The 15,355-nt window shown below is 25.8% G+C and carries 10 protein-coding genes and 2 pseudogenes; 6 read left to right on the top strand and 6 right to left on the bottom strand.

Annotated elements, in window-relative coordinates; all coding sequences use genetic code 11:
* Nucleotides 1–2: 2 nt before the first annotated feature.
* The 3 genes from QIA21_RS00670 to cdaA are packed head-to-tail and all read right to left on the bottom strand — an operon-like array spanning nt 3 to nt 2,156.
* Nucleotides 3–380, bottom strand: coding sequence for a holo-ACP synthase (locus QIA21_RS00670; protein WP_301392753.1), 378 nt, complete (start codon nt 378–380; stop codon nt 3–5).
* Nucleotides 377–1,381, bottom strand: coding sequence for a YbbR-like domain-containing protein (locus tag QIA21_RS00665; RefSeq protein WP_301392752.1), 1,005 nt, complete (start codon nt 1,379–1,381; stop codon nt 377–379). Before QIA21_RS00665 ends, QIA21_RS00670 begins: the two co-directional genes overlap by 4 nt.
* A 4-nt stretch (nt 1,382–1,385) precedes the next feature.
* The gene (cdaA, locus tag QIA21_RS00660; protein WP_091973270.1) at nt 1,386–2,156 is read right to left on the bottom strand and encodes a diadenylate cyclase CdaA; all 771 of its coding nucleotides are present in this window, start codon (nt 2,154–2,156) and stop codon (nt 1,386–1,388) included.
* Between the two features lie 109 nt (nt 2,157–2,265).
* Here cdaA and QIA21_RS00655 point away from each other — a divergent pair, with 109 nt between their 5' ends.
* The 3 genes from QIA21_RS00655 (at nt 2,266) to trpS (ending at nt 5,333) form a co-directional block, all read left to right on the top strand.
* Nucleotides 2,266–3,123: an HAD family hydrolase gene (locus QIA21_RS00655; RefSeq protein WP_301392751.1), complete on the top strand. Its 858-nt coding sequence runs from the start codon at nt 2,266–2,268 to the stop codon at nt 3,121–3,123.
* A 63-nt stretch (nt 3,124–3,186) separates the two neighbouring features.
* On the top strand, nt 3,187–4,275 hold the full coding sequence (locus QIA21_RS00650) for an AI-2E family transporter (RefSeq protein ID WP_301392750.1): 1,089 nt from the start codon (nt 3,187–3,189) through the stop codon (nt 4,273–4,275).
* Between the two features lie 2 nt (nt 4,276–4,277).
* Complete coding sequence (trpS, locus tag QIA21_RS00645; protein WP_301392749.1) at nt 4,278–5,333, top strand: tryptophan--tRNA ligase; 1,056 nt, start codon at nt 4,278–4,280, stop codon at nt 5,331–5,333.
* A gap of 54 nt (nt 5,334–5,387) precedes the next feature.
* On the opposite strand, the pseudogene QIA21_RS00640 reads toward trpS, so the two are convergent.
* Nucleotides 5,388–5,736 (bottom strand): annotated as a pseudogene (locus QIA21_RS00640) (UTP--glucose-1-phosphate uridylyltransferase); the annotation flags it as partial.
* 242 nt (nt 5,737–5,978) lie between these two features.
* Between QIA21_RS00640 and QIA21_RS00635 the strand changes: the two are divergent.
* On the top strand, nt 5,979–7,775 hold the full coding sequence (locus QIA21_RS00635) for a phosphoglucomutase (RefSeq protein WP_301392748.1): 1,797 nt from the start codon (nt 5,979–5,981) through the stop codon (nt 7,773–7,775).
* A 266-nt stretch (nt 7,776–8,041) separates the two neighbouring features.
* Here the strand turns inward: QIA21_RS00635 and QIA21_RS00630 are convergent, their stop codons facing one another.
* Nucleotides 8,042–8,608, bottom strand: a complete 567-nt coding sequence (locus QIA21_RS00630) for a hypothetical protein (protein WP_091973280.1) — start codon at nt 8,606–8,608, stop codon at nt 8,042–8,044.
* 411 nt (nt 8,609–9,019) lie between these two features.
* Between QIA21_RS00630 and QIA21_RS00625 the strand changes: the two genes are divergently transcribed.
* Entirely contained in the window at nt 9,020–9,238 is a 219-nt protein-coding gene (locus tag QIA21_RS00625; protein ID WP_301392746.1) for a DUF226 domain-containing protein, read from the top strand.
* 388 nt (nt 9,239–9,626) lie between these two features.
* Here QIA21_RS00625 and QIA21_RS00620 read toward each other — a convergent pair whose 3' ends face one another.
* Nucleotides 9,627–10,574: a P12 family lipoprotein gene (locus tag QIA21_RS00620; RefSeq protein WP_301392744.1), complete on the bottom strand. Its 948-nt coding sequence runs from the start codon at nt 10,572–10,574 to the stop codon at nt 9,627–9,629.
* Nucleotides 10,575–11,145: 571 nt separating this feature from the next.
* Here QIA21_RS00620 and QIA21_RS00615 point away from each other — a divergent pair.
* Nucleotides 11,146–14,971 (top strand): annotated as a pseudogene (locus tag QIA21_RS00615) (Eco57I restriction-modification methylase domain-containing protein).
* The last annotated feature ends 384 nt before the right edge of the window (nt 14,972–15,355 follow it).

Raw genomic sequence — 15,355 nt, 5'->3', positions numbered from 1 at the left:
AATTAATTTTCTACCATTACAAATGCAATAGCGTACTCCTTTTCATGTGATATTGTTAGGTATAGTTTTAAATTCATTTCTCTTGCAACTTTTTCAATTTCATTATGCAAACAAAACTTAGCATTCCCTTTTAAAGATTTTATTACCTCAATATCTTTAAGACTATAATGTATTTTATATTGCAACAGTGGGGTTAATGCTTTAATTAAAGATTCTTTAGCTGCAAATTTTCCAGCTAAACTTTCTATAATGCTGCCGCCCCCTTTAAACTTAAAATTTTCAATTTCTTTATGAGTAAAGAATCTCTCCATTTTTTTTTTATTTTCTAAAAAACTTTTGAATCTTTCAACTTTTATTATATCACATCCTATTGACTTCATGGTTTGATCTCTGAGTTTTCAATTATTTCTAGTTTTATTTTTTTGGGTTCATAATCAGATATTTCTGTTTCATTAATATTCTCTTTAAGAATTATATTTGTGTTAATGTTGTAAATTCCAGGAGTTTTTATATCTGCTAAATCAAAAGCAAGGCTTATATTTTGATTGTTTATATGGGTTTTAATTTGTTTTTCAGAAAGCCTTGTTTTTATTTTTACAAACATTTTGTTTTCTGAGTTTATTATTTTTTCTTTATCTTTAATTTCAAGACCATTTTTTAGATTATTAAAAATAAGATTAGGAGATTTTATTGTTGTGTTTGAATATTTTTTGTTTAAATAAATATTGATTACTGCGTGGCTTTTTTCAAACATAACTAAGGGATTTGGAGGAACTACTTCAAGATAATCTGATACAAACAGGGTTCTTGTGTCAAATTCTTTTACATTGGTTTGAATAGTGTTTATTTTTTTGAGTTCTTGTTCGGGGCCATATACTAATAAATGTTCAGGTAATATATTATATTTTGCAATAAAATATTCTCCTTTGCCATCTTTTTCTATGAGTTTAAATTTGGGTTCTATTTTAACTAATTTAGAGATTTTGTTATCAAGATTTAGCAACACATTTGTTTTTGAAAGTTTATATTCTGCAATGTGTATTGAGTTGAGATTTTTTATTTTTATTGGTAACTTATATTTTCCAGGAATCTTTATTTTTGATGCTTCAATAAATAATATTATTTTATTAAGATCAAGATATTTTAAGTCATCTTTGTTGATTTTTATTGTAATCTTGACTTTGCTAAAGTCGGGAATTTTTCCAAGGGCTATTTGATCATTCAAGATAATTTTGAATTCTTTTTCAGTTGTTATTGATTCTATTTTATTGAAATTAAATGCTACAAACATTAGAATAGCTATTAAAATGGAAATGGCTTTATTTTGCCAATCATCAAATAGTAACTTTATTATATTTGTTATTTTTTTGCTTTTTTTCATTATTTTACTCTATTAGTTCGAGATTTAATTTATTTCTAATTTCGTTTAAGCTTAAGTTGTATTCCAATTTTGCATTGATTGTAATAGAAATAGACCCGGTCTCTTCGGAGGTTATTATTGTTATTGCATCAGAATTTTCAGAAATCCCAAGTCCTGCTCTATGTCTTGTTCCAAATGCTTTGCTAATAGAATCAACATTAGATAATGGTAAAAATGAGCCTGCATATTTTAATTTATTTTTGCTAATTATTACAGCTCCATCGTGAAGAGGGGTTTCTCGTTCAAATAGTGATATTAGTAGTTCACTAGATATTAGTGCATCAATTTTAGTTCCTTTGTTTATTATTTGTTCTAGTTGTATTTTTTTTTCAATACATATTAGACTGCCAGATTTGTTTTCAGACAGGTGTTCAACTGCTTTTAGAATTTCAGAAATGACTTTTAAAGTTTCTTCTTTTTTATTTGAAAGTTTAAAAGCTAAATTGAAATTTCCAATTTGCATTATTATTTTTTTTATTTCTTGATTGAAAAGTATGACTATTGCTATTGGTAATATATTGGCTATATAATTTAACAGCCAGCTAATAGTATGGAGATTTAAATAATATGAGATAATTCCTATGGAGGTGATGATCAGCATTCCTTTTAGTAGATTTGTAGAATAAGAATTGATTACGTTTTTATATATGTAATACACTAGAATGCTAATTAAGCTTAGATCTAAAATTCTTGAAAAATTATCTTTTATTTGATTTAAATCATTTATATCCATCACAAATTTTCTACTCAATGTTAAAACACTGTACTTATTGATCTATATTAGTATAATATAAAATATATAAATAAGCACAGTTTATAATTAAATTAAATTGTTTTTTGAATTTATGAATGAAAGAGAAAATATTATAGCTTTAATATTTGATTTTGATAATACTCTTATTTATGGTAATATGCAGCAAGTGTTGTTTGATGAATATTGTGTTGATTCTTGTTCCTTTTGGAAAGAAGTTGAAGCTTTAGAGTATGTTTATAAGCAAAATGGTTATAATATAATTTCTAACGAAATGATATATTTATCTCATTTTTTAACCTATGTAAGAGAGGGTTTTTTTAAAAGTCTAGATAATAGAGTATTATTTAATTTAGGTGCTAAGTTGAGATTTTTTGAAGGGGTTATTGGTTTATTTAAAGAGATATTTGAAATAAATAAGAAGTTGGAAAGTAATAATTCGCAAGTTAAGATTTATATTGTTTCAAGTGGATTTAGACAAATGATTTTGGGAAGCAAAATTGCACCTTATGTGAGTAAAGTGTGGGCGTGTGAGTTTATAGACTCTTATTTGATGCCTTTTTATGCGCTTAGAGATGAAAAATTTTCTAAAAATAAGGTTTTAAGTAGTGTTTGCTACTTTGTAGATCATACAATAAAAACCAGGGTTATTTTTGAAATTAACAAAGGGTCTTATGAGAAAATTAACGAGAGAGTGCCAAAGAGTAAAAGGCAAATTCCTTTTAAAAATATATTTTACATTGCAGATGGATTTAGTGATATTCCGGCATTTGAAATTTTAAATAATATTTTAAATCATTGTAAAAATACCTTGACAGTGTACTATGGAGATGATACGAATGCAAAAAAATTGTTTTATGAGAATAGAGTAGGAGATTTTGCTGAGGCCAATTATAGCAAAGGCACTAAACTGTATAATTGGATAATGGAGAAAATTTGTTTGAACTTATAATTCATTTAATTTATTTTTGTTTAATTATTGATAAAAGCATTAAAAAAAACGAAAAGAGGAGATATGTTTAAAGATTTGAATACAAATCAAAGGCTAAAACCTTGGAGAGTAGAATCTGTTTTTTATTGTATTGTTATAGTTTCAATATTTATTGGAGCTTTTAAAATAGCAGAAGCCGTACTTAAACCCTTGGCTATTTCTATAGTGTTGGGATTTTTAGTTTATCCTGTTTATACTTTTTTGGCAAGATTCAAAGTTCCAAAATTTTTAATAGTTTTTCTTATATTTTTTTTATTATTTTCTTTTTCTTATTTGATTTTTAGTTTTGTTTATTACAGTGTTACTGTTTTAATGAAGCAATTGCCCTACTATCAAAATCAATTGGCATTTATTATGAAAGATGTGCTTAGTCGATATAAAGTTGATAGTTCTGTTATTAATGATATGAATTTTTCTGGCTACATTTATCCGTTTTTAACAAGAGCTTCTAATGAGATTATTGGATTTACAAGTAGCTTAGTAGTAGTTTTTTTGTTGTTGTATTTTTTGCTTTCAGAAATACATGTTTTTGGAATGAAACTTGACAAAGCTTTTAAAAAGCCAATATCTACTAGATTTATTGAAGCTCTAGATACGATTAATAATCAAATTGGAAAATATTTAGGGATAAAAATTTTTGTGAGCTGTTTGACAGGAATTTTAGTGTTTATTGGATTAACTTTGTTTGGACAAGACTTTCCTCTTGTTTGGGCAGTTCTTACTTTTGTTTTTAATTTTATTCCCAGCATTGGGTCTATATTGGCTGTGTTTTTCATTGTAATAACATCTTTAATACAATTTTATCCAAATTTAAACATAGTGCTTTATATATTAATATACAATACTTCTGTTCAAGTTTTGATTGGAAATATTCTTGAGCCTAAAATGCAAGGGGAAAGACTTGATATTTCACCATTTTTGCTCTTATGTTTTTTGTTTTTTTGGGGATGGCTTTGGGGTATTGTGGGCCTTTTAATAGCTTACCCTTTTACTGTTATTGTAAAGGTAATAGTTGATAATGTAAGCTGGTTAAAGTCTTTTTCTGTATTTTTAGGTGGTTCTGAGATTTTAAACAATGTTGGTCATGTTTCAGATAAAGATAGGGAGATTTGATTTTGAAAAGAAAGGTTATGCTTACAGGGGATAGACCTACCGGTGCTCTACATTTAGGACATTATGTAGGATCTGTAGTAAATCGGTTGAAATTTCAAGAAGAATATGAAACATATTTTATTATAGCCGATTTGCATACTTTGACCACAAAGCCCGATTTAAAAAGTATCAATACAATACCTTATAATGTTAGAGAAATGGTTTTAGATTATCTTGCTTGTGGAATCAATCCTAATAAGGTTAGTATATATTTGCAATCAGCTATACCTGAGCTCTTTGAGCTTCATTTAATATTTTCAATGATTGTTACTGTTGCTCGTTTGCAAAGGATTCCAAGTATAAAGGACATGAGCATTGTGGCTGGACTTAAAGATGTTCCTTATGGTCTTTTAGGATATCCTGTTCTTATGAGTTCAGATATTTTAATGGCAAAAGCAAATTTAGTTCCTGTTGGGCGTGACAATGAATCTCATATTGAATTTGCAAGAGAACTTGCAAGAAGATTTAATCATTTGTACGAAAATAATTTTTTCCCAATACCCGAATCTGTTTTCACAGATTCTCGTCCTTTGGTGGGTATTTACGGTAAAAATAAAATGAGCAAGAGTCTTGATAATGCAATTTTTTTAAAGGATACTGAAGATTTATTAGAAAAAAAAATTATGTCTATGTATACAGATCCAAATAGAATAAGGGCAGATATTCCTGGTAATGTTGATGGTAACCCTGTTTTTATTTATCACAGTATTTTTAATAGTAATCATGAAGAAGTTGAAGATCTTAAAAGTAGGTATAAGAAGGGCAAAGTAGGTGATGTTGAAGTTAAGAAGAAATTGTTTTTAGCTTTGAATAGCTTTTTAAAACCAATCAGAGATAAAAGAAGTTTTTATGAAACAAAAAAAAAAGATTACATTAATGAAATTATTTTTGATGGTACTAGCAAGGCAAGATTTATTGCAAATAAAGTAGTAAAAGATGTTAAAGATTTAATAGGACTTTCAAAAACTTGGAATGGAATAAAATGTAGTGTTGAAAAAATGAAGAATGAAAATTGCTGATTTTATGCAGACTTATAGTAGCGATTAACTTATGATTTGAATCAAGCAGTATTAACTATTCAGTTTTTCATAACAATAAACTAAAGGTCTAACAACTGTAAAAATATCTTCTTTTTTTTGAAATTGCAAAAATTTACACTTTTAATCAAATCATCTACAAATAAATTCTTTTGACAACCATTAAAAGATATCCGATTTTTTAAAAGCCAAAAATGGAAATCCAAAACTAACGTCTTTATTAATATAAGCTGGGGGTATGCCCTTAAATTCAAGTATTTTAGATTCATATAGCACATATATAAACCTTCATTTACCTCTCTCCTATATTTAGCTAAATAAAAACAATTCCCCATTAATATTCCAAAAGAAAGATATATAAAAAAATTAGTCCTAAATTTTTAAGATCGCAAGAAAAAAACATAATAATCACCTTTTTTTGAATACAAAAATTTAGAAGAATCATAAAAATATTTAATGGATTTAAAATTATCAACAAAATTCATCAATAAAAACTAAAATCCTTAAGATAAAGTTAATTAATATAAGCAAAAAAAACAAATTTTTAAGTATAATAAAATATAAGCTATCATATTATTGATTATTATAGAAATAATATGACTAAAATATCAATGAGAAGAAATTTACATGCTTAAACAATATTCACTTAACATGAAAAATTTTAAAAAAGCTTTTGATGAAATGATATTTTCTCCTTCGGGATTTAGAAAAATTTTTGCAAAATCAAAAAATGAAGATTCAACAGAAAATGAAATAGGTAATGAAGATAAAGTATTAATAGCGCTAATAATCTTCACAGTATCAAATTACTTTAAAAATGAATCCAATGAATCCAAACCCTATATTGGATTAGGATTAGACTCAAGACCAACCGGTAACATTATTGTAGAAATAACAATAAAAATATTAATAACAAGCGAAGAAAAGATTAAGTTTTTTGGCATACTTCCAATAACTGAAATTTTAGCTTGTACAAAAAAAAGCAAAGATTCAAAGGGCTTCATTTATATCTCTGCAAGTCATAATCCAACAGGATACAACGGGATCAAAATAGGGTTAAACGATGGTGGTGTATTAAATTCTGCAAAAACTCATGAAATAATAAAACAAATTAAAAATAATAGCCAAAACGAAAAATTAATAAGTCATTTAATTAATATTCTAAACAAATTTGATGAAAATAAATCCCATTTAGAGCATTATAACAAAACAATAGAATTAGAAAGAAAAAATAAAAACCAATCTTACGAAGCATATAAATCATTAATACATGAAATAGCGTATGAAAACGATATTAATAATAAAAATATCGAAAAATTAAAGAAAAGAATACTAAAAAATCCAATTGGAATAATAGCAGAAATGAATGGAAGCTCTAGAATAAATTCAATAGATAAAGAATTGTTAGAGTCTTTGGGATTAAAAATAGAATTATATAATGACAAAATAGGTATTTTTAAGCATAATATTATTCCCGAAGGAAAATCTTTAAATGAATGTAAAAAGATACTACAAAAAAAATATATACAAGACAATTTTTTTGAACTAGGATATGTACCGGATTGTGATGGAGATAGAGGCAATCTAGTGTTTATAGACAAAGTTACAAACACTGCAAATATCATCGAAGCACAAAAAATATTTGCACTTGTAGTAATTTCAGAACTTAGCTATCTTTATTATACAGGAATAAAAAATAACATAGCAATAGTAACCAACGATGCAACATCTCTAAATATTGAAAAAATTGCAAATTTTTTCAATGCCAAAGTTTATAGAGTAGAAGTTGGAGAAGCCAATCTAACAGAAATGGCAGATGATTTAAGAGCCCAGGGATTGATTGTAAAAATCTCGGGAGAGGGATCAAATGGGGGTTGCATAATAGATCCTTCAAGAGTAAGAGATCCAATTACTACTCTGATTAGTATCGTAAAATTATTAAAAATGAAAGAACTTTACCAAATATGGTGCAAATTGTCTAAAAACTACTATAAAGAAGAATATAGCTTGAAAGATATTTTAAACACAACAAATTTTTACAGCAATGTAATGGTATCATCTAAGAAAGCAAATTTAACAAATCTTAAAATAGAAAATCAAGAAATTTTAAAAAGAAATTATGAAAATCTATTGATTAAAGAGATAGAAAGCAATAGGTTATTCCAAGGATTATCAATAATTGATTATGAAATAATTAATTATGAAGGCAAAAGACAATCTAAGGTTAGAACAGGAGATGCCTCGGGAGGATTAAAGGTATTATTAAAAACTGATAAAGAAATTGTTGCAACCTTATGGATGAGAATCTCAAAAACAGAACCAGTAACAAGGGTGCTCAGCGAGGTTATTTATACAAAAAGAAACATTTTATTCAAACTACTAGAACTTAATAAAAGCTTGATAGAAAAGGCAAATATGATATAATAAAATAATTAAAATTATCAATATTTTATTTTAAGGATAATAAAATTAAGGATAATAAAAATGATTATGCTATTTTAGCTTTGCTTGCAGGTCACGGTTAAAATTTTAAAAGACATTTATTTATAGATTTATAGATTTGGAAAAAAATTCTTTAGTAAAATAAAGTTGTTTTAAAGATTCGTTTTAGGCCTTTATCAATTTGTGTTTAGATAATTGGGTATTTTCTTGTTAAAAATTTCAAAAAGAATGAAAATGGTTAAAATTTTTTATGTCATAAATATAGAAATTCCTAGATCTAAAAGAATAAATTCTTTAAAAGAAGTTGATAATTTAGAGTAAATGCTGTAGTTATTGGGTATGAAATCAATTTCAAATTTTAAGGTAATTAAGGGAAGGCTTGGATAGAGAAATGCATTAGTTGTTTTCCCTGTAAATATAGTGGTTCTTAGAGTTAAATCGACTTGGGTTCCAATGAAGAATTTTATAGTAATTGTATCAGCTATAATTGAATATTTAGCAATATAAATAGTGAAAGCCAAATTGAAATAAGTATTTGAAGCAAAATTTTTATTTATTGGGATAGTAAAGAAATTGATGGGACTGAACTGTATTTCAATCCATTCGTTATAAGATATCAATATTCCGATGAAGGCAATGTATTTGTAGTCTTCATTATAAAAGATAGGGTTTATATAATTATGGTAAATTATACCCATTTTCATTTTTTTTTTAATTATATCTTCTTTAGGAAATTCCCAGCAGGAAATAGTTAATTTATTTTGAAAACAAAATAAATTAACGCTAAACATTAATAAAACAGCAGTATATTTCATTTAATCAGCTTATAATCGTATACTATATATTATATACTATAAAGAAAAATTAATTGACGTTAAAAAAGAAAACTTACAAAAAGATTGTGAGTATATAAAGATAAACATTTTCAATATTGCCATTGAGAGCCCTATTTGATTGAAAAGAATAGTTTGAGAAACTCGCTTATATTCTGAAAAAAAGGGGGAGGGTAAGTTTACAGTAAATTAGTAAAGCCAATTTCTTTAATCCCTATCAATAGTGATAACACCATCAAGAATTTTTTGATAAACCCTTCAATATTTATAAATTTATAAGCTTGGGTTTTAGCAATTACAAAATGTTGTGTAAACTGATCAAAACTAGTAACCCATCATTTTGTCAACACCCCCTTTTAAGCTTGCCATTATTATAATAATGGACTGATTTTTTTGCTATTTTACGGAATTTTTTACGGATATAAAAGAATCAAGGAAAATAGGTTTTTTAACGATTATTCGTCTGTTTGTAGATTTTCTAAAAAAATTCAAATCCTTTTCAATAAGGCTTATTACATTGAATTTAGGTTCAAAACGGGAAGTGTGTTTCTGTATGTTTATACCATATCTTATTTCATTAACGGCCGGAATATTCTATCTATTAGAAAATAGTATAAGGAAATTTTGAGTTAGAACAAGAAGTGTTCAAGTTTTACTCCAAAGATTTATAGCCCAAAGGAATTATTATTATTCAATGATTCCAAAGACACCCCTATTTCATATAATTTTGGGGTTTTTAGTGATGATTTAACAAATTCCTTTAAACTTCTTTATAAGAATAGTGAATCTTATAATTAAACTTTAAGAAAAACTTTTCAATATATTTTTTTATTTTAAATACATTCCATCAAAAAATGGAATGCTTAAAACATATATCAGTAATACATCTAATTTTAATATTTATTTCAAATAAATATTAAAATTATAAAAAGCCTTCCTTTAACAGAAGACTTTAATTCTAAATAATTAATCTTATTATAAGATATATCTTTTTATTTTCTTATCTATTAAAAATCACAAATCTATTACCAGAACAGATTTCGTTTTTTGAAGAATCTAAAAAAGATTTTGTTTTTTGAATAAGTTGTTCTATCTCTTTTTTTAGTTCTCCTGCTTTAACTATCTTAGAAGAAGAGGTATTTAACTGCCTTAAAGCATTATCCATTTCATTTTTTGATTGTCTTGCCAAATTATTATATGTTCTTCTTGACCAATTTTTACGTTCGGTTTTTAATCTTTCAGTAATAGCATCTTTTAAAGTTTTTTGGGCTTTCTCAAAAAAGTACTTTGCAGATTCTCTCTCACTAAGTCCACTATCTAATTGAGTGTTAAGCTCTTCAATATCACTCCTCTTTTCTAATAACTGATTGAACAAATTAATTAGATTCTGTTTTTCTTGTCTATTCTGTATTATTCTTTTCTGATATTCTTTTTGTATATGAGGCTTTGTTTTTATTATATGATTTATTCTTCCCACAATATGCATTTCTGTTTTTATTGAATCTACAAGTCCTGAGATTTCATCATAAACTTCATTAAAACTAGATTCTATTTGATCAGACTCATTTTTAAGTTTATTTTCGTCATAAGCTAATTTAGCAAATTCAATACTCCCTTCGTTAATTGCTTTCTCTGCTTTCTTTTCTTCATCGGTATTTGGGACCAACTCTTCTTCTTTTATCTTTATTTCTTCTTTAGAATAATATGGAAAATTTTTATTTACATTAACAGGGTTTGCAGAAACAGCCTGTGTTATTTGTTTTTTTCCTTCTTCTGCATTTTGTTCAACAACTTCTACACTTTCTTGAATTTTCTCTATAAAGTCTAAAATTTTCCCTCCTCTTTTATCTATTTTTTTGTTAATCAATTCATTAGTGCCACTTGTATTACATGACAGTAAACTTATTATTAACATTAACATGTATATTGTCAAAATATTTTTTTTCATATTTTCTCCCGATGGGATCTTTATAGATCCATATCTGTTTTATGCAAATATATTGCTATTCCTGTGAAATTACAAACACATATCTCTTCTTAATACAAACAGTTTTAAATAATTTATCTATTGCTTTGTTTAAAACGATAAGATCTTTTGTTCCTTTGTTTCCGGTAGTAGGTAGCACTTTTAAGTAAAGCTTTTTTATATTTTCATTACTAGCCCACTTTTTTACCAAGATCAGTATTTGTTCCCTTTACTTTGTCTAAAAACTTCTTACTTGTAGCTTTATTCGTTTAAGTACTGTTTTTAGTTGTTCTAATTTGCAGTGAATTACTTTCAATAATAAGTTTATTGTGATATAGTGAACATTGAAAAAAAGAAGATGTGTTTGATTAGATATGTTTTTTGCAAATTTTTTTCGACAGAATTAATTTCATTTTTAAGTTCTTTATTTTTTAATTTAATTATAAAAAGAATAAAGTTTAAAAAATAATATCAAAAATTATAATTAAATGTTTTGATTAGCAATGGTATTCAACTTTTGAGCTCAATTATTTATAAATGATAAAATAAAATAATGAAAACTAATGGCATTGTAAAAACAAATGATCCAAATATATCTCTTTATAAAGAACTATCAAAAGATTTTATAAAAAAAGAAAATATTAATAAGCTAAAAGCCTTTTTTATTTTTGTAAAAAATAAGCTGTTGTCAATAGACGATAATTCAACAGAAGCAAATATAGAGTCTTTACTAAAATCTATATTTGAAGAACTAAATTATTCAGTAGAGCAACAAAAAGGTGGTCAAATAGATGGGGTGAAGTCTAGAGTAGATATATTACTTTTTGAAAATGATAAAGACAAAGTAGATTTTAATAATAAACTAGAAGAAGCTAAAAAAAATAATGATCCTATTCCAGCCGAAGATATCTTACTTATAGTAGAAATTAAGCGTCCATCGTTTAGTTTTGATATTAAAAATACAATAAAAGAAGCAGAGGATCAGCTATATAGATATCTAAATCAATATCAAAAACATTATGGGATACTTTCAAATGGTAAGGTGTGGAGATTATATGACAAATCGAAAGTACTTTATGGAGAAAAAAGATATATTGAATTTGATTTTTCTAAAATCGAAGAAAAAGAAGAATACAAAGAACAAGAATGGTTTGATTTATTTAGCTACCTTATAAGAAAAGAAAGATACCTAAAGACAAACAATGTAATAGAAGTCGAAAAGGAACAAATAACTAAAGAAAAAGAGATAATTCAAAAAACTTTAAAAGAGATACTTTATGAGAGGCCTGACGATTCTATAGTATTTAAAATTGCAAAAAATATATATGACAAAGAATTTAAAATATCAAACAAAGAAATTACTCAACATATTTTGGCTAGTATTCTTGAAGAATCAATTATTTTTATTTTAAGAATATTTTTTATTGCATATATTGAAGATAACGACATATTTAAGAAAATATTAGAAGAAAACAAGTTATATAGATCTTCTATATCTTTTAGATATTTTTTTTATGATGAAAATACAAAAAATAAATTAGGATATAAAAAAATAATAACAATTTTTAATTTACTTGATAAAGGAAGTGATTCAATAAAATTTCCTATATTTAATGGGGGATTATTTGCACAAGATAAGGTTAAATATTTAAATAATGAAAATTTATTAAGTATTAGCGAACTTGAAGAAATACTAGTTAAAATACTTTTCTTTGAAGAAGGAAATATTAAAAATAAAAAATTTGTAGAGTATTCAAAGCTAGATCCCAAAAGTTTTGGAGAATTGTACGAAACTCTACTTGAATATGACCTAAGAATTGCAGATACTACTGTTCATCGCATTGTCGAAGACGGCGTTTATCTAATTCGCACTGAAGAAGAGCTTAAAAATAAAAAGTAAACAAAGTTGCGACATATTTTAAAAACAATATTTATCTTACATCCAGATCCCTTGATAGAAAAAAAAGTGGGGCATATTATACACCCGATGACTTAACTGACTTTATGGTTACATCTGCAATTGAAGAACAGCTTAAAACCAAGTCCCCTTTAGATATAAAAATCATTGATAATTCTTGTGGTTCAGGTCATTTTTTAATTTCTTGTCTAGATTATTTAACAGAAAAAGTATGGTATGAGCTAAATAAATTTGAAGATGTAAAAAAAGAGCTTGATAAAGAATATAGAGCTATTCTTAAAGAAAGTGAAGAATATGATGTTCAGGACACTATAAGTAAAGAATTAGTGCTTAAAAGGATGCTATTAAAGAAATGTATTTATGGTGTTGATATTAATCCTATTTCAGTTGAAATTACTATGCTAAGTTTGTGGATTAATACCTTCATCTTTGGAACACCACTAAGTTTTATTGAGCATCACATAAAAGTAGGAAATGCTCTGCTAGGGTATACCAAAGATGAATTTTTTGATATTGCAAAAAAGAAATTTGAAAGTGGATTTTCGTTATTTAAAAAAAGAATTAAAGAAATTACAACTATTTTAGAAGATAGCTACCAAAAAATTAAAAGTATTAACGATACTACTAAAGAAGATATAGAAAAATCCAAAAAGATATACAAAGAATATGAGGAAAGTGAAGATACAGATTATTTAAGAATAATGTTTTCTTTAATAAAACTTTATTCATTATCTTTTGACAAATCTTTAAAAATAGAATTTAGTGATATTATAACTGTAATTACTTTAATTGAAAACATATTAAGCAATAAAACTTCTACTGAAGATAAAGAAAAAATAGATAAAATTAGAAAATTGAGTAGCTATTATAAACTTTTCCACTATGGAGTTGAATTTCCAGATATTCAAGAAGGATTTGATATTGTGATTGGAAATCCTCCATGGGAGGAAACTAAGTTTAATGAAACAGAATTTTTTTCAAAACATATTCCTAGTTACAGAAGACTAAGCATAAAAGAACAAAACAAAATAAAACAAGAAATGCTCGGTAAAGATAATCACTCTTTAAATATTGAATACAATGAAGAAAAAAATAGTATAACTGCCATTAACAATATTTATAAATTCGATTTTAAAGACTTTTCTGGTGGTGGAGGCCCCAATCTTTTTAGATATTTTGTTGCATTTAATTTAAAATTAATGAAACCAGGAGGCAATTTAACTTATCTAGCTCCCTCTGGTCTTTGGGATGAATATAGTTCTAGAGTGATAAGAAAGCATATTTTTAATAACTATAAACTTAACTATATTTATCAATTTGAAAATAAAAAAAGATTTAAAGATGTGGATTCTCGCTTTAAATTTGCAATATTTCAACTTAGCAATATCAAAGCCCTTGCATCAAATTTTAAAGCAAAATTCATGATTCAGGGTAGTGATAATATTTTAAAAGAAACAACTAGAGACTTAAAAGAGGGTAAAGATGATTCTTATAAAGGAATTGAATTAAACATAGACCAAATTAGAAAACTATCTCCTATTCAAGAATCAATAATAGAATTTAGAGATAGCGCTGAGCTTAAGCTTATTAACGAGATGTTTAGTCGATTTAGTACTCTATCAGAAGAGTATATTGATTTCACAAGAGGTTTGAACACAAGTATTAATAATCGTAAATCTTTACTAAAAACATATAATAATGAAAACTTTATATTTCTTTATTCTGGAGCCAATATTTATCAGTTTAATTCAAGATTTTTTGCTAGTGATGATGCAAAAGAAAGTTCTAAGCTTTTATGGATAGATAAAGAAGACTTAGAAAAGGTATTAACTAAAGATGATCAATATAAAACTGAAAGAGTATTTTATAGAGATATTGCAAGCAATACCAATGAAAGAACTATGATCAGCACACTTTCTCCTAAAAATTGTTATTGCTCAGATTCAATGTATATAAATTATGAGAAAACGCCAATATCTATTTATAAAAATTATTTATTATATCTATTTTTAATTCATTAACATTTGATTTTTTGATCAGAAGATTTGTTAATATACATGTTCAAAAATCATATTTATACCAGTGTCCAATGCCTCAACCTGAAGAAAAAGATATTTTAACTAACCCGCTATACTTAACTTTAGTAAAAAATACTTCCTTGCTAATAGCTAAAAATGATCCCGAGAACTTTAAATATTTGCTTTACTTAGAATATTTTGAGTTTAGTAAAGAAAAAGTCAATAAAATACTAAATCTAGATGTGAAAGATGAATTTTTTAAGGAAAAAGAAATTGAAAATAACTTTATTGTGGCTAACCTTTATTCACTAACCAAAGAAGATTTTATTACTTTACTTAGAGATTTTAAAGTATTGAAAAACAAAAAAGGAGAAGATTATATTTTGTCTTTAATAAAAGGATATGAGAATTATTTAGGAGCAAATAAATCGTATGAGGCTTAATAATTTTAAGGTCTTCTATCTATTGAAGAGAGCTCTTGTTATAAGCTCATATGTTATAAGCTCATAGATAAGCTCAAAAGATAGAAGGTTTAGGCTGCTTTAATAAGTCTAATATGCTTAGTTGATTTTTTGTTCAGATTTACTTAAATCGCATGAAAAGGAAGACAAAACAATAAGTATTAATAATTTGTACATTTTTATTAAGCTTCCTTTTAGCTTGCAATAATCAATTATAATATATAATATTATAATTGATTATTTTCTCAGTTTTATCGAAAAACTTGTTATTTTAATCCTATTTACTACTAGTTTTGAACCAGGGGTTTTAGGTATATTGGGGTTAATCTTTGAATCAAAAATATCTATACTAATTAAAAATTATAT

This window comes from Borreliella japonica, assembly GCF_030438115.2.
Classification (GTDB): Bacteria; Spirochaetota; Spirochaetia; order Borreliales; family Borreliaceae; genus Borreliella; species Borreliella japonica.
The sequence above is the reverse complement of the archived record's forward strand: the minus strand, read 5'-3'. Positions and strand labels throughout refer to the sequence as shown.